General features: G+C 63.8%; 15 protein-coding genes. 9 read left to right on the top strand and 6 right to left on the bottom strand.

Annotated elements, in window-relative coordinates:
• The first annotated feature begins 14 nt into the window (after window positions 1-14).
• Window positions 15-416: a hypothetical protein gene (locus VMF11_02810; protein ID HTU69227.1), complete on the top strand. Its 402-nt coding sequence runs from the start codon at window positions 15-17 to the stop codon at window positions 414-416.
• On the opposite strand, the gene VMF11_02805 is transcribed toward VMF11_02810, so the two are convergent.
• A complete protein-coding gene (locus VMF11_02805; protein HTU69226.1) occupies window positions 413-949 on the bottom strand; it encodes a TIGR00730 family Rossman fold protein in 537 nt (178 codons plus the stop codon). The two genes, VMF11_02810 and VMF11_02805, sit on opposite strands and share 4 nt — an antisense overlap.
• On the opposite strand from VMF11_02805, the gene VMF11_02800 reads away from it, so the two are divergent.
• The 6 genes from VMF11_02800 to VMF11_02775 all read left to right on the top strand — a co-directional run bounded on the left by VMF11_02800 (window position 948) and on the right by VMF11_02775 (window position 7,423).
• Complete coding sequence (locus VMF11_02800; GenBank protein ID HTU69225.1) at window positions 948-1,214, top strand: hypothetical protein; 267 nt, start codon at window positions 948-950, stop codon at window positions 1,212-1,214. The two genes, VMF11_02805 and VMF11_02800, sit on opposite strands and share 2 nt — an antisense overlap.
• Window positions 1,211-2,239, top strand: a complete 1,029-nt coding sequence (locus VMF11_02795) for a hypothetical protein (GenBank protein ID HTU69224.1) — start codon at window positions 1,211-1,213, stop codon at window positions 2,237-2,239. The genes VMF11_02800 and VMF11_02795 overlap by 4 nt, the downstream gene beginning before the upstream one ends.
• A gap of 63 nt (window positions 2,240-2,302) precedes the next feature.
• The gene (locus tag VMF11_02790) at window positions 2,303-2,683 is read left to right on the top strand and encodes a BlaI/MecI/CopY family transcriptional regulator (GenBank protein ID HTU69223.1); all 381 of its coding nucleotides are present in this window, start codon (window positions 2,303-2,305) and stop codon (window positions 2,681-2,683) included.
• A gap of 5 nt (window positions 2,684-2,688) precedes the next feature.
• Complete coding sequence (locus tag VMF11_02785) at window positions 2,689-4,566, top strand: pentapeptide repeat-containing protein (GenBank protein HTU69222.1); 1,878 nt, start codon at window positions 2,689-2,691, stop codon at window positions 4,564-4,566.
• Between the two features lie 89 nt (window positions 4,567-4,655).
• Entirely contained in the window at window positions 4,656-5,384 is a 729-nt protein-coding gene (locus VMF11_02780) for a pentapeptide repeat-containing protein (GenBank protein HTU69221.1), read from the top strand.
• Window positions 5,381-7,423 carry a hypothetical protein gene (locus VMF11_02775; GenBank protein HTU69220.1) on the top strand — a complete coding sequence of 681 codons (2,043 nt, stop codon included), beginning with the start codon at window positions 5,381-5,383 and terminating at the stop codon, window positions 7,421-7,423. The genes VMF11_02780 and VMF11_02775 overlap by 4 nt, the downstream gene beginning before the upstream one ends.
• Here the strand turns inward: VMF11_02775 and VMF11_02770 are convergent.
• From VMF11_02770 to VMF11_02755, 4 genes are read right to left on the bottom strand one after another with little or no spacing between them, the layout of a single operon-like run.
• The gene (locus VMF11_02770) at window positions 7,383-8,024 is read right to left on the bottom strand and encodes a hypothetical protein (GenBank protein ID HTU69219.1); all 642 of its coding nucleotides are present in this window, start codon (window positions 8,022-8,024) and stop codon (window positions 7,383-7,385) included. The genes VMF11_02775 and VMF11_02770 overlap by 41 nt on opposite strands.
• Complete coding sequence (locus tag VMF11_02765; GenBank protein HTU69218.1) at window positions 8,021-9,394, bottom strand: KamA family radical SAM protein; 1,374 nt, start codon at window positions 9,392-9,394, stop codon at window positions 8,021-8,023. Before VMF11_02765 ends, VMF11_02770 begins: the two co-directional genes overlap by 4 nt.
• A 3-nt stretch (window positions 9,395-9,397) precedes the next feature.
• Window positions 9,398-10,468: an L-erythro-3,5-diaminohexanoate dehydrogenase gene (locus VMF11_02760; protein HTU69217.1), complete on the bottom strand. Its 1,071-nt coding sequence runs from the start codon at window positions 10,466-10,468 to the stop codon at window positions 9,398-9,400.
• Complete coding sequence (locus VMF11_02755) at window positions 10,465-10,932, bottom strand: Lrp/AsnC family transcriptional regulator (protein ID HTU69216.1); 468 nt, start codon at window positions 10,930-10,932, stop codon at window positions 10,465-10,467. The genes VMF11_02760 and VMF11_02755 overlap by 4 nt, the downstream gene beginning before the upstream one ends.
• A 42-nt stretch (window positions 10,933-10,974) precedes the next feature.
• On the opposite strand from VMF11_02755, the gene VMF11_02750 reads away from it, so the two are divergent.
• Together VMF11_02750 and VMF11_02745 are read left to right on the top strand one after the other, a co-directional pair.
• Window positions 10,975-12,558, top strand: coding sequence for a peptide ABC transporter substrate-binding protein (locus tag VMF11_02750; protein ID HTU69215.1), 1,584 nt, complete (start codon window positions 10,975-10,977; stop codon window positions 12,556-12,558).
• Entirely contained in the window at window positions 12,546-14,096 is a 1,551-nt protein-coding gene (locus VMF11_02745; protein ID HTU69214.1) for a hypothetical protein, read from the top strand. The genes VMF11_02750 and VMF11_02745 overlap by 13 nt, the downstream gene beginning before the upstream one ends.
• A gap of 12 nt (window positions 14,097-14,108) precedes the next feature.
• On the opposite strand, the gene VMF11_02740 is transcribed toward VMF11_02745, so the two are convergent.
• Window positions 14,109-14,927, bottom strand: a complete 819-nt coding sequence (locus VMF11_02740) for an arylamine N-acetyltransferase (GenBank protein ID HTU69213.1) — start codon at window positions 14,925-14,927, stop codon at window positions 14,109-14,111.
• Window positions 14,928-14,932 lie beyond the last annotated feature (5 nt).

Here is a 14,932-nt window from a genome sequence, read left to right as displayed (position 1 = left end):
TCCGAGGTGAGTCCATGAGCGCATTCCGCGACAGCGCACACGCACGCGAAGTACTGGAGCCCTTCTTCAAATATGAAGCGGAGGTCGAGGACCCGTTTTTCGGCGGGAATGGTGTGATCATCGCATACACGTTGAAAGACCCGGTTATCCGGATCGTGCTCGACACGACGTGCAAGCCCGAGCCGGGCCATCGCTACGACGTGTACGTCGACGATCCGAACGCGCCCAAGCCGACCGTCGAACTCTTCATGCGCGCCGACACCTTCGATGCGCTCTACCGCGGCGAAATGTCGCCGAGCGATCTGATGAAAGGCCGCGCAAAGGCGGTCGGTGATCTTACCGCCTCGATGCGGCTGCTCCCGGCGATGGCCCGAGCGATTCCGCGTTACAAGAAGTACCGGAAAGAACACGGTTAGAGTCCCATTGCCTCGAGCAACTCCTCGATGCGGTCGCCGCTGGCGAAAAGCGGGCGACCGTCGGACGAGATAAAACCTTCGGACCGCATGCGAGCGTAGAGCGCGAGCAGATCGTCGTAGTAGCCGTCGTTATTGAGCAGCCCGATCGGCTTGTCGTGGACGCGGAGCTGACGCCACGTCAGAATTTCGTGGAACTCGTCCATCGTTCCGTATCCGCCCGGCAGCGCGATGAACGCGTCGCTCAATTGCGCCATCAACGCCTTGCGCTCGTGCATCGTGTCGACTACGTGTAGGCGCGTAATGCCGTCGTGCGCCACTTCGCTGCTTGCCATCGTGCGCGGGATGACGCCGATGACTTCACCGCCGCGCGCCAGCATCGCGTCGGCGACCGATCCCATCAGACCCACGCGGCCGCCGCCGTAGACGATGCCGTAGCCGGCCTGCGCCAACGCGCCGGCGACCTCCGCCGCGAGTGCACGGTAGCGTTCGTCCTTGCCGGCGTGGGCGCCGCAAAAGATACAGACTCGAGCCATGGAATTGCATTTCATGCCCAAACCCGGGATGCCCGCCGACGGCGTCATCCGCGTCGCGCGCGAGCGCCGCCGAGCCAGCGTCGTCAGCTTGGTGCATGGCCTGGCGCCGGCGGAGGCCGACGAGATCGCCAAAGCGCTCAAGCGCCACTGCGGCACGGGAGGGACCAGCAAAAACGGCGTGGTGGAAATCCAAGGCGACCACCGCGAGCGTATCGTTGCATGGTTTCTCACACAAGGCCGACGTGCCAAGATCGCTGGGGGTTGATCGAATTGAAGCGTTTTTCTCTTTTTGTCGCAGCGGCGTACGCGATCTACGGATTCGCGCCCGCATCGGCGGCGCAGCTGCCGCATTCCATGTTCACGATCGCGAGCGCGCTCGCCGTCGATACCACGAACCACACTGCCACGCTGCCGCTTTATCGCGGCCGTCACGACGGCATGACCGTGTGGTACATCATTACCGACGCGTCGGACGCCGGTGTGGCCAGGCGTTTCGGCGTAAACTTTGCGCCAAGCCTGGCTTCGATCGGTGCCGCCGCAACGCAGCGGGCGATCAAAAATTCCGACGGCACGTACACCTTCGAAGACGCGCCGGACTTCAGCGCCGCGCGCACGTACATCGCCGGACCGGCCGGATTCCCGCCGCAGTCGGCAACGCCCGGCGGAAACGCCGATCGTGAATACTCGCCGTTCGTTCGCGCGCAAGGAATCGCGGGCGTGCTCAACGCCTCGATCGTCGCGACCGGCGATGGACCGTTCGACGTGACCACGCACGGCAACACCGAGGATCGCGTGCTTGCGATCGATACGGCGAAGAAAACCGTGACGGTTGCGCTCGCGCGCGGCTTCTTCGACGACAAACCGGTCTACTATCTGAGCCCGGAAGCCTCGGATGCGGGAGCGGCCGCCGTCGAGCGTGCGACCTACACGCCGAATCTGGCGAAGGCCGCCTCGAGCGCCCAGATTCCGATCGGCGTCGTCGTCGACGGACCGCAGACCGGCGATGCGCCGCAGGGGCTGGCCTATCTCTCGCTGCGCACGCCGCTCGGCGAGGATGCAACGCTCGCGAGCGCCGCGAGCGTGGGTTCGCCGTTCAATCTGCTCTCGGTCGCACCGGACTTGGCCCATCCCTACGCGGCCAACGCGTACGCCCCGCTTTGGAATGCGATGGTCGTAACCGCGCCGCAGAGCACGCGATTCACCAACTACGGGGAAGTGGCGGCGCAGGCCAAACCGGCCGGCTTCGTGGTGAACTGCCCGGTGGTGGCCTACGGTGAACTAAGTTATTAGTTGACAAGACGGCGCGCTCGGGGTATTCTGCTCTTAAAGAATTAGGAGTTAGGAGATCCGCGCATGCCCCGTCGCCCTTCGCCCACGCTCACCGAGGCCGAGCTCCGCGTGATGGAGGTGCTCTGGCGCCTCGAACGCGCGACCGTCGCCGAGGTGACCGAAGCCCTCCCGCCGCCGCCGATCGCGTATAACAGCGTGCTCACCACCCTGCGCATCCTCGAGCAGAAGGGGCATGTCGCGCACGAAGAGGCTGGGCGCGCGTTCGTCTATCGCCCGTTGATCGCGCGCGAGCGCGCCGCGAGCAGCGCCGTCAAAAACGTCGTTGAGAAATTTTTTGGAAACAATTCGGGCGAACTGGCACTACGATTGATTGAGTCCGAGCGGCCCTCGGACGAGGAGCTTGCCCGGTTGCGTTCGTTGATCGAACGTTACGAGGAGAAGTAGCCCGCATGAATCCCTCGCTTTTCGACCTCATTGCCCGCGGCGCGCTCGTCGTTCTCGTCAACAGCCTCTGGCAGGGAATTGCAATCGCCGGGCTTACCTGGCTCGCGCTGCACGTATTTCGTAAAGTGAACGCATCGACGCGCTACGCGGCGTGGACGCTCGCACTGGCCGCAGTCGTCGTGATTCCGGTGGTGACGAGCGTGACGCATATCGTGTATGAACGCGCGAGCGCGCCGGCCGCAGCACCGGTGCCGACGCAGACGGTCAGCACGCACGCAGCGGCGCCGGCGCATGCAGCAGCGCCCAGCTTCGCACCCGCCGCCAAGACGATTGCGTTGCCGAGCGCGCCTCGAGTGACGGTCAACCCGCCGTCGATCGCGACCGCGGCGCTCTTCGGGCTCTGGGTGCTTGCCGCGCTCGCGCTGGTGGCTCGCCTCGTCGTCGCATTGACGCGGCTCGAACGTCTCAAACGAGACTCTCTTCCGCTCGGGCTCGAGTATCGCGACAAGCTGGTGCAGTGGCAGCGCTTGAGTTCCCGCGATCGCGACGTGCGCATCTGCGTCACCGATGCGACCGAGGTGCCGGTCGCGGTCGGCTTGTTCGACGCGATGGTGCTCTTGCCGCAGCACTTGCTGGACCGGCTCGGGCCGGACGAGATCGACCAAATCAGTCTGCACGAGCTCGCGCATCTGCTTCGCCACGACGATTGGACGAACGGCTTCCAACGTGTGATCACCGCCCTCCTGTTCTTCAATCCCGCGGTGTGGTTCATCGCGCGGCAGATGGACGTGGAACGTGAAGTCGCCTGCGATGATTACGTACTCGAATTGACCGGCGCGGTGCGCTCGTATGCGTTCTGTCTGACCAAGATGGCCGAGATGACGGCGTGGCCGCACCAGCCGCTCGCGGCGCCGGGCGTCTTCACGACGCGCAAGAACATCTCGATTCGTATCGAGCGGCTCCTGCGCACGGGCCGCGCGATCGGATCCTCGATCTCGCCCGCAACCGGCGTGGCGGTAGCAATCGGTTTGATTGCCGGCTACGTGCTGGCGCGCGCGTTCACACCGGTGGTTGCATTTGCACTGCCGGCCCTTCCCGCAATCGCAAGCGCACCGTTGAAGCCGCTGCCGCACCCGGCGGTTACGGCGAAGGCGCCGCGTGTCGCGGCCGAGGTGATGGCGAGCCCGCGCCCCCGGAAACGCCCCGAGGTCGTGATGACGACCAGGCCGCTGACCGTCACGATGCCGGCGACCGGCTACACCGTACCGAAGATAACCATCACGGTTCCGAGCGTCAAGGTCACGGTGCCGCACGTACGCGTTGCCGCTGCCGACGTTACCAAGGGGTTCAACTGCTCCGGTTGCGACTTCTCGAAGCAAAGCCTCGCCGGAAAGAATTTCGCGGGTTCGAATCTCTCGGGAACCGATTTCAGCCACAGTGACCTGCGCGGCGCCAATTTCGACGGCGCGAATTTGAGCGGCGCAGACTTCGAGGACGCGGATCTGCGAAACGCGTCGCTCGTCGGCGCCGACCTGAGCGGCACGAACCTCGATCACGCGCGGCTCGAGGGCGCGAATTTCGACGACGCCAACTTGAGCGGCGCCGATCTCGACCCGCGCAGCCTCTCTCCGTCGCAATTGCGTGCATATCTCCCGCATTGCCGCGGCTGCGACCTCGAGCGTACGAACCTGAGCGGCGTCGACCTGAGCGGGATCCATCTGACCGGCGTGGATCTGCGCCATGCCGATCTGCGCGGTGCGAACTTGAGCAACGCGGTGTTCAACGGTGTCGACTTCTCCGAAGCCGATCTTCGCGGTGCGCTCACCAAGGGAACGCAATTCATCGGTTGTGACTTTTCCGGAGCCCGACTCGGCAATCCTTAGCTAATCTTTCACTTCCTCTCGTGACCACGGACGCACGTCCCCGGGCATCGTTTTGCCCTCGTGCGCAGCAAGAAAGGCAGAGCGACGACATGACCTCGCAATTTCGGATCCTGGTTCTGGCAGGGGCGCTGATGGGCGCATCGATCGCCATCGTCGGAGCGCAAACGTCATTCCCGGCACGCTGCACCGGATGCAACCTATCCCAGATGAATTTACACGGCGCGGATTTGCGCGGCGTAGACTGGGTGGGGACGAACCTGCGCGACAGCAATCTGAGCGATGCGGATCTGCGAGACGCGCGCCTGACCGGCTCGAATCTGAACGACGTCGATCTGCGCGGCGCCGATCTGCGGGGCGCGAAGTTCGTAGGTGCAAACCTTCGCAGCGTGCGGTTGGCCGGCGCGCGGATCGATGGTGCGATCTTTACCGGCGCGAACTTGCCGAATGTCGATCTTCGCGGAATGGATCTGACCGGTGCGGGCTTCGTCGGCACCAACTTCAGCGGCGCAGATCTGACGAACGCGCGCTTCGACGGCGACGACATGGTCGGAGCGGACATGGGCGACGCGCGCGTCGACGGCGCCTCCTTTCGCAACGCTTGGGTCTGCGCGCACAACACCGACAACTTCGACGGCGTGACGATTCAGCGCGGGATCGTGTGCATCGATCTGCGCGGAGCATCGGTGCGCGGCGCGGTATTCACCGGAGCGCAGTTGTGCGATCGTACCGCCGATCGGGGGCGAGCGTGCATGACGGTCGGCGCGGCGGTGCTCCGCGATGCTTCACATAACGCACTCGACGGAGCCGTCTTGCCGTGATCGCACCGGTGCTCGCGTTGATCAGCACGTTCGCCGTGCCGACGGCGCCGCCCGCGGCGCACCTCAGTTTGAGGTGGGACGTGAACTCAGCGCGGCCTGCTCGAGATGAGACCGACGTCTACGTGTGGAGCGACGGGAAGTTTCTCTACGTGCGCTTCGACGCGGAGCAAAGCACTCCGATCGTGGCGACGCAGCACGTCGACGATACGGTAAGCGGCGGCAGCAACTTCAACGGCGGCCTCGCCTGGAGCGACGACGCGGTGTGGGTCGATCTCTGGCCGACCGGCCCGGCCGGGTTCCAGTATCAGTTCGAATCCAATCCGATCGGCGCGCACAACGAGGCTTCGACCGAGAACGCGAATTTTTCGCCGCACTGGCAAACGCACGGCAAGCTCACCTCCGACGGCTACACAGTCTCGATGGTGATCCCCCTCGCGGTCATTCACGGCGCGCACGCCGGCAAATGGCGGCTCCAATTCGTGCGGTACGTCCGCACCACCGGAGCGCTCGACGTTTGGTCGTACGATACGGCGCAAACGAATCCGGACGATGCCGCCCGCGCGGGTACCGCAGATTTCCCGCTGGTCGCGCGCGCGCCGCTGCCGAAGCCGCGCGTCGCCCCGTACGCGCTGGCCGAAGGAGCAAGCCGCACGATCGGCGGCGCCACCTCGCGCGTCGGCATGGATTTCTCGATCCCGGTAGCGCAGACGGCGTCCTTCTTCGGGACCTTTCACCCGGACTACTCGAACGTCGAACTCGACCAGCAGTCGATTTCACCGACCGTTTTCCAACGCACCTACAGCGAAGTGCGGCCGTTTTTCACCCAAGCGGCGAGTTACTACGACGCTTTCAACTGCAACGTGTGCAACGGCTTCCGCACGACGCTCTACACGCCGGCGATCCCGACGCCGCGCGAAGGCTATGCGTTCGAAGGCCGCCAGGGTGAGTTCGGCTTGGCAGCCTTCGACGCGATCGGCGACGACCGCACCGACGCCGCGGCGGCGCTGAACTACATGTCGCCCAACACGCACTGGAACGCCGCCTTCCAACACGTGCTGACGGATTTGCCGGGCCTTACCGACGCGACCAGCCAAGGGGGGTTGAGTTGGTGGAACGGCAAGTATCTGAGCGCGTACCTCAACGATGCGCAAGAGACGGGCGCGCTCGTGACCGATCCCTCGCAGGGAAACTGGATCGACGGCGGCGGCGGCTGGGGCAACCAGCACTTCGCGCTCTTTGGGTCGATGCGCAAGGTCGGGAGCCAGTTCAATCCGGTTGACGGCTTCGACTCGCATCCCGGCCTCGCCGGCTACGGCGTCTACTCGGCGCGGGTGTGGACCTTCGACGGAAACGACAAGCTTCTCTCAGCCGGTATCGACGTTTTTCGCGACAGCTACGCGGGCGTCGCGTACGGACAAGCGCAGAGTGATACGCAACTGCTTCTCGACGTGCTGACCAAGAGCACGTGGGACCTGCAGCTCTTTACCGGATCGGACTATTGGCGCTTCGGCCCCACGCTCGAGCCGGTCTCGCAGAGCGCAGGTTTCAGTGTGACATTTCACAGCGGCACGCAGAACAACATGAGCAACTTCCCCTCGCACGGGTCGTCGGCCACGCCGACGCAGATCCAATACTACACGGGACGCTATGGTCTCGGACGGCTCGATACGTGGTATCGCACGACGACGATGCGCGTCGGCTCACGCGGGTTGCTGACGTTTACGGTCGACAGCACCCAGCAGTGGATGGACGGCAAAGCGCCCGATAACGCCCAGTGGTTCGACGACGTGAGTTACAGCTATCAAATCGACCGCGATTCGTCTCTCGCGATCGGCGTACGGCGGATCACCGGAATGCCTCCCGATCCGAACGGCGGCGGCGATTGCGAAGGCGTGTGCGCGAACGTGTCAGTCGCCTATCACCTGCGCTTGCGTGATTACGAGTTCTACCTCGCGTACGGCGATCCGAACACGCTCACGACCGTCCCACAGGCGATCTTCAAAGTGATTTTTTACGCGGGGGCGCAGAAGGGGACATGAACGGCTGTGCGGCGATCGATGTGGGGTTCGGGCAGGTGGCAACGGGACGCGTTTCCTGCGGCGTTTTGATGACGGTCGTATCGAGTATCCAGCAGCTCTTGTTCAGCGAGCAATAGCAGAGCTTCAGACCAATGGTGTGGCGTTTCATCGTGTCGATCGGCGCTCCGGGCAGTTCCATCCGGATCAGCGTCATCGAATCGCCGGGTCGTATCGTGGTGCCGGGCCCGAGGGAAGACGTTGCGATCGATCCGGTGAAGGGCTTGCCCGCGAGAACGTCAGCGGTTTTCTGCTCAAAGTACGCGCGCGTCTTTTGATCCCGCAGCAACGCGTGAAAGAAGTCGCCCCAACCCGGAACGTTCTTGCCGTCAACGATGAGCTGCGCCGATTGCACGAGCGCGGGGCCGAGGCCGTCGTTCACGACGCGCAGGCTCAGACCGGTCGGCGACATACCACTGTCGGAGCTTATGTACGGCCAGATCGTAGCCGCGTACTGCTGACCGATCACATGTGTTTGATACACCAGCGTCGCTGCAGTCAGCGCGCTGACGAGCAGCGCGGCAAGCGCGATGAAGAAGTCGAGGCGAAACGCCTTCTCCGTCATGCAAGAACGAGTTCGTCGGCGGCGTCGCCCGCCCTACGCAGGGCTTCGCGGATCATTTCGTCCTGGATTTCCTTGACCGCCCAGCGCGCCTGCGCTTGCGGCGAGAGTTTGTCGATCGGGTCGAAGTACACGAACGCTTTGTTCTTCTTGACCGCCGGCGCGGTGTAGACGCAGATGCCGTTCTCGCGATCGTAGTAGTCGAACGAATGGATGTCGCGCTTGCCTCCGCCGCCCGGCGCGTCGCAAATGAAGAGCGGTGTATTGTAGCCGGCGGTCGCGCCGCGGACGAACTTCTCGATGTCGATCGAGGTCTGCACGGTGGTTCGCAGCTCCTCCACGCCTTTGACCATGTCGTGCATATAGACGTAATACGGATGGACGTTGACATATTCGAGCCGTTTCACCAGCAGCGCCATCCGCTCGGGCGTATCGTTGACGCCGCGGATCAGCACCGATTGATTGCGTACGAAGATCGCGCGTTCGAAGAGCAGGCGCAGCGCTTTCTCGGTAATCCACGTGATCTCTTCGGGCGCGTTGAAGTGCGTGTGCAGTACGACGTCCTTGCCCATGCCGCGCCCGCGCTCGACGACGCCGGTGAGCGCGTCGAGCCACGCTATATCGGTCATCAGCTTCATCGGCATGATCGCCGGGCCTTTGGTGGCGAAGCGCATGCGGCGCACGTGCGGAATGTCGAGCAGCGCATTGCCGATCAGCGCGATATTCTTGGGCGGAAGCTGATATGCGTCGCCGCCCGAGATCACGATGTCTTCGAGCTCGGGGCGCTCGCTGATGTACTGGAACGCATCTTCCCATTGTTTGGGCGTCTTGGCGAGCGCGACCTTATCGACGTTTTCCGTGTCGGGACCGATCGCGTAACTGCGCGTGCAGAAGCGGCAGTAGACCGGGCAGGTATTCAGCGGAAGAAAGAGCGCTTTGTCGACGTAGCGATGCACGAGGCCCGGCACCGGCGAATCGGCCTGTTCGTGCAGTGAATCCAGCGTGAGGCGCGGATGGTCGGGCAAGAGGGCCGACGCGAGCGGGACGAATTGCCGGCGAATCGGATCGTTCTCCGGGTCGTTCCAGTCGATCAGCGCGAGCGCGTAGGGAGAGACTCGTACCGCCATCGGCGCACGGGCAAATCCGGCCTCGACGTCGGCGAAGAACTCGCTCGAGACCAGATCCTTGATCGTCGCGAGCAACTCTTGCGGCGTCTTCACCGCGTTTTTCTGTTGCCACAAGTGATCGAGAAACGTGGCTTCACCGATCTCGCGGTAAGCAGGCACGTGGCGCCAGAATTCACCTTGCTTGAGCTGCCGGTACTCGAATTGCGACGGCGCAGCCGGAGGTTTGAGGTGGGTGATCGGGGTCATGCGTCAGGGTCCTTCGTGGGTGCCGAATTTTTCGTTGAAGTACGTGTGGATTGCCGGGTTGTCGCGCAACGTTTGCAGGGCGACGTCGGCGTGGCCGCGCGCGTAGCCGTTGCCGACGATCATCGTGACGTCCTTACCCACGCCCTCGGCGCCGAGCGCGGCGGCCGTGAACGAGGTCGACATCGAGAAGAAGTAGACGGTGCCGCCGTCCTTCGTGCAAAGGATCGAGCTGAGTTCGGTGCCCGGGACGTTGACGCAGTTGATCGTGATATCCGCGAGCTGCGGAACGACGGCGGTGAAACGTTCGCAGAAGTCGAGCGTGTCGCGTGCGTCGGCGGCGACGAACGCGTCGACGAAACCATGGTCGATCAAGAGGCGCGCGCCGGCGGTGGCATCCGACGGTGCGACGCCGACCACCAAACCCTGCGGACCGACACCGGCCCGCGCTTGCGCGCAGCAGAGCATGCCGCTTTTGCCGTCGGCGCCCAGCACCGCAACCGTTGCTCCTGGTTTGCAGAGGCGCCGCACTTGGGCCGGCGCGCCGGCGACGTCGAGTACGGCCAGCGCCACGTTTTCGTCGATGTCCTCCGGCAGCTTGGCCCATAGCCCGGATTCGAAGAGCACGGCTTGGCCGCGAATCCAAATCCGGCCGGTCGGTACCTCGACGCGTTCGATCGATTCAATGAAGAGCGGGGTGAGCGTGAGCGAAACCAGCGAGGCGATCCGCTCCCCCGGACGCAGCGGAATGCGGCTGCGCAACGCTTTTCCGACCTCGCGCACCTGTCCGATGAACATGCCCCCGCTTCCGGTTACCGGGTTATGCTGTTTGCCGCGCTCGCGGACGATGCCGCGCACGTGATCGGCGATCTGCGCGCTCTTGCCTTCGCAGAAATCGGCGATCTGCTTGAACGACGCCGAGTCGATGTTGAGCACGTCGACATCGCACAGGATCTCATTCTCGAACGCGACCGGCGTGTTGTCGATCTTCCACGCGTTCTGCGGCATCGCTCCGGGCGGATTGATGACGCGGTGCGCGCCCAGCGGATGGACGCGGCGCTTGGCAGCGGCGTTCACGACACAACCGCTATTCCGCCGCGTTCGAACGGCGTCGAGAGAACGATCGTCGTTTTGGTGCGCGCCATGCCGGGCAGCGCTTTCAAGCGTGAAAGCAGCTCGTCGAGGTGCGCTGTCGAGCGCGTCATCACCTTGCACACGAACGACTCTTCGCCCGCGACCGAATGCACCTCGCAAACCTCCGGCATCTCGCTGAGCGCCCGGGTGAATTGTTCGTACGCCGCGTCCGGCGTGGTGTAGCAGCTCACGAACGCGATGAGCTCCAGACCCAAGCGGCGTCCGTCGAGTTGCGCGCTGTAGCCGCGGATATGCCCGCGCGCTTCGAGCCGCTTGACGCGATCGTGGACGGCCGGCGGCTTCAAGCCGACCAGCATCCCCAGTTCGGCGAAGGTCGAGCGTCCGTTGCGCTGAAGAGCCTCGAGAAGCGCGAGGTCGAGTTGATCGAGGTCGTCGGATACAATCATATTCGCCAAAGTCGCATTTTCTGCCGCAAGATATTCGGCGTTTTGACTATAGCAGCATCGATCCGTTCATTCAACCTGCTCCTGACGCTTGCCCTGCTCGCTGCCTGCGCCAAAACCGGCGCGCCCGCGGCGGCGCCGCCCGGCGTCGTGCGATTCGACCTTGCCAAAGACCCGACGACCCTGAACCCGCTCTTCATTCAACCGGACGCGTCCTTGGCCGACGCGCAGGTCGCGCGCCTGGTCTATGAGCCGTTCGTCGATCTCGATGCGCACGGCCACCCGGTTCCGGTGCTCCTGACGCGGATTCCGAGCCGCGCGAACGGCGATCTCTCCGCCGACGGGCGCACGATCGTGTACCACCTGCGCCGCAACGTGCGCTGGAGCGACGGCTCGGCGCTCACCAGCGCCGACGTGCTCTACACGCTCCGCGAAATTCTCGATCCGCGCAATCCGGTGCGCACCCACGAAGGTTACGAATTGATCGATCGCGCGAGCGCGCCCGATGCGCACACGGTCGTGCTGCATTTGCGCCGCGCGTGGGCGCCGGCGGTGCTGACCTACTTCTCGTACGGCATCATTCCGCAAGTCGTGCTGCCTGCCCACCTTCCGCTCGCGCGCGTGCCGGCGGTCGGCGACGGTCCGTTCGATTTCGTTTCGTGGTCGCACGGCAACATGCTGACCTATCGCGCCAACCCGCTCTACTGGCGCGGCAAGCCCGCGATCGATCGTCTCGAAGTACGCATCGTCCCCGATACTTCGACCAATCTGCTTCTTCTGCAATCCGGCGCGCTCGACTGGAACCTCATCGCGCCGGCGCAGCGTTCGATCGCGGCGCGCGATCCGGACGTGCGTCTCTACTCAACCCCGACCGCGGTGATCGCCGCGCTCGTTTTCAATACCGCACGCGCTCCCCTCGACGACGTTCGCGTGCGGCGCGCGATCGCGATGTCGATCGATCGCGGACTGATCAGCGCGAAGATCACGCTGGGCGCCTATCCCGTGACCGACATGCTGCAGCCGCAGTTCTCGTGGGCGTACGATCCGGCGATTCACGAGCCGGCATACGATCCGCACGCTGCCGACGCGCTGCTCGACGCTGCGGGATGGAAACGCGGGCCGAGGGGCATGCGTGAACGCGGCGGCGTGCCATTGCGTCTGACGTACGTGCAGTTTCCCGAATCGGTCACGGGGGTGCACGTTGCCGCTGCGGTTCAGGCCATGCTGCGCCGACGCGGCATCGACGTCTCGGTCGAGAGCATCAGCAACGCCCAGCTCTTTCTTCCGGTCTCCGGAATCCTCGCGGCCGGCCGGTTCGACCTCGCCTACGTGCCGTTCACGATGGGTGCCGATCCGGACGATTCGGACGTCCTTGCGTGCAAAGCTCCCTCGAACTACATGCGCTGGTGCGACCCGCGTGTCGATGCGCTCGAACGTGTCGCATTGGCGAGCGTCTCGCAGCAGCAGCGACGTCGCCTCTACGGCGAGATCGCGCGGCGCGTCGCGGCGCAGGTGCCGCTACTCTATCTCTTCAACGCGCGCTACGTCTACGCGTATCGCGACCGGCTGCACGGCTTTGCTCCCAACGCGTTTCTGCCGACATGGAATGCATGGGCGTGGAAGACGTAGCCAATGCCGAACGGGTTGCGATCGTCGCGGTGCACGGCGTTGCCTCGCATCCCCGTTATGAGTTTCAGGACCAAGTCGCCGCTGATCTCTGCGCTCGCCTGAACGAGCGCGACGGCGCCGAGGCCTACGGACTGGCGGTGATCAACCCGCGCGGCGTGCTCGAGCCGGGGCAAGACGACCCGTTGCCGACGACCACGCGCGTCCTGCGAAAGGGCGACGACTTCGCCGATCCCAAGGCGACGTTCTACGACGTCATCGAAGCGTATTGGAGCCCGATCGACAAAGGGGCGACCAATTGGTTCTTGGTCCTGCAGTGGATTCTGCAATCGGTCTTCGCGCCGTTCAACACCACGGCGCGCATTCGCGCGCCGTTCTGGAAACAGTTCTTCGACTACAGCTTTATCGGCGGGGCGCTGGTTCTCGCATTCGTGCTCTTTGGACTCTCGATCACCGCCGTGTGGCTCTCGGCGATCCAGGTTTTGACGATCACCGGTTTGATGACGCATTCCAGCGTCGGCGAAGCGCTGACGGTTCTCAACGCGAACGCAGCGGCTCCGGGCGGAGCGCGCGTCAAGATCGTCGTGTGGCTTTTGGTGGGCATCGTCGGTGCGTTTCTGGTGGGCCAAGCACTGGCGGCCATCGTCAAGACCTGGATGCAGCGCGGGGCGTTGCGGGACAATCGCGCCGCGATTTGGCACCGCGCGCTCGCAATCGGCATCCTGGTCGTCCTCGGCGGCGTGCTGATCTATCTCATGGCGGTCGCCAAGTTCCCGCGAGGCTCGATGGGTTGGTCCGGGATCGGCTTGCTGGTCGGGATCTTTCTCGCGTTTCAGATCGGCTATGCGCTGCTGATCGATTTCATCGTCGGATTCTTCGGCGACGTGCAAGTCTACACGACCCGCGATGAAAACGACGCGAAGTTCTACGCGCTGCGCGACGCGATCTTGGATACCGCCGTGACGGCGATCCTGCGCGCGGTCACGCCGGCGCGCAACGGCGGATACCACTACGACCGCGTGATCGTGCTCTCGCACAGCCTCGGCGGTACGATCGCCACCGATGCGATCACGCGGCTCAAACAGGCATGCGAACAGGGTGCGCTCGACGCAGCCGCCTACGGTAAGGTTCGCGCTTTCGTCATGTTGGGCTCGTCGCTCGAGAAGACCCGCTACTTCTTCAACGTCGCCGGCACGACACCGTCGGTATCCTATGAAGAGTGGCGCGGCAAGGCGTTCGAGAAGATTTTCAGCGCCGACGAGTCATTGCTCGAGCAGGAATCGGCATCGACGATTTTCTGGGCGAACTACTGGTACTTCCAGGATCCGATCTGCAACGAAATCAGCTCGTATGCAGACGTCTGCCGTAATGAGGAAGGGAGCCGTCACATGACGCCGCTCCATCCGCTCATTCACTCGGACTATCTCGACGATCCCTGGGTGTGGTTTTCATCGAAAGACGGTTCGCATTTGGGACTGCTCGACATCGTTGCGCCGGTACGACAACGTGTCATCCCGAGCGCCGTCGAGGGACTGGCGTAACGCCGGTGGTGCTCAGAACCCCCTGATCTTTTTACGCAGCCAGCGCTTGTGCTGGTCGGCCACGCGGGTCCACAGGGCTTCGCTGCGATCGATCTTCAGGGCGAAATACTCGCGTAGAATGCGCGTGAAGGACTCGTGCGACGACGCGGACTCTTCGTTCATCTGCTTCGGCGAGAAGATGCGCAGCGCGGCATTGGTCAACGTCACCATGCCGTCCTCGCGCAGCTGCGCGCAGACCAGCGTCTGGACGAAGGGCGATTCGCTGGTCGTTGCCAGGCTTCGGTTCGCGGCTTCGATCGTCTCGGCGCCGGCGTTATCGCCGCTGAAATCATAGGTGGCTCCGTTTTCGCGATGATTGTAGAAGCGCCAGAATTTCCCGTGATTGGTCAGCTTGAAATCGAAGCGCCCGTCGTTGAACGTTCCTTCTTGGAGCGGCGTCGGATTCAAGAATCCGTTACCGAAACCCACGTCGGCCAGATACGGCTCGTCGAGATGCACGAAGAGCGCAACGTGGTTGATCGGCGTGCCCTCCACCGGCTTGGTGCGGCCGACGGTTGCACCGATCACGTCGACGCGTAGGCCGATCTGGCGCAAAACCCACGCGAAGAGCAGGTTGTGCTCGAAACACCAGCCGCCGCGCTCGCGTAGGACGATCTTTTCGAAAATGGCGTCGTGCTCGATCGGCGGCACGAGGCCGAGCTGCACGTCGATATTCTCGAACGGAATCGCGAGCAGATGCGCTCGGTGCAAATTGTGGAGCGTCGTGCGGGTGGGTGAAAGCGGTCCGCCGTAACGGATGCGCCGCAGATACCGGTGGAGTTTGAGCGACATCGCGG

The sequence above is a fragment of the Candidatus Baltobacteraceae bacterium genome, from assembly GCA_035502855.1.
Lineage (GTDB): Bacteria > Vulcanimicrobiota > Vulcanimicrobiia > Vulcanimicrobiales > Vulcanimicrobiaceae > Aquilonibacter.
The sequence above is the reverse complement of the archived record's forward strand: the minus strand, read 5'-3'. Positions and strand labels throughout refer to the sequence as shown.

Excerpts from the sequence above, each read along its gene's own strand:
- VMF11_02810 (HTU69227.1), top strand. The coding sequence starts at position 15 with ATGAGCGCATTCCGCGACAGCGCACACGCACGCGAAGTACTGGAGCCC.
- VMF11_02800 (HTU69225.1), top strand. The coding sequence starts at position 948 with ATGGAATTGCATTTCATGCCCAAACCCGGGATGCCCGCCGACGGCGTC.
- VMF11_02805 (HTU69226.1), bottom strand. The coding sequence starts at position 949 with ATGGCTCGAGTCTGTATCTTTTGCGGCGCCCACGCCGGCAAGGACGAA.
- VMF11_02790 (HTU69223.1), top strand. The coding sequence starts at position 2,303 with ATGCCCCGTCGCCCTTCGCCCACGCTCACCGAGGCCGAGCTCCGCGTG.
- VMF11_02785 (HTU69222.1), top strand. The coding sequence starts at position 2,689 with ATGAATCCCTCGCTTTTCGACCTCATTGCCCGCGGCGCGCTCGTCGTT.
- VMF11_02780 (HTU69221.1), top strand. The coding sequence starts at position 4,656 with ATGACCTCGCAATTTCGGATCCTGGTTCTGGCAGGGGCGCTGATGGGC.
- VMF11_02770 (HTU69219.1), bottom strand. The coding sequence starts at position 8,024 with ATGACGGAGAAGGCGTTTCGCCTCGACTTCTTCATCGCGCTTGCCGCG.
- VMF11_02765 (HTU69218.1), bottom strand. The coding sequence starts at position 9,394 with ATGACCCCGATCACCCACCTCAAACCTCCGGCTGCGCCGTCGCAATTC.
- VMF11_02755 (HTU69216.1), bottom strand. The coding sequence starts at position 10,932 with ATGATTGTATCCGACGACCTCGATCAACTCGACCTCGCGCTTCTCGAG.
- VMF11_02740 (HTU69213.1), bottom strand. The coding sequence starts at position 14,927 with ATGTCGCTCAAACTCCACCGGTATCTGCGGCGCATCCGTTACGGCGGA.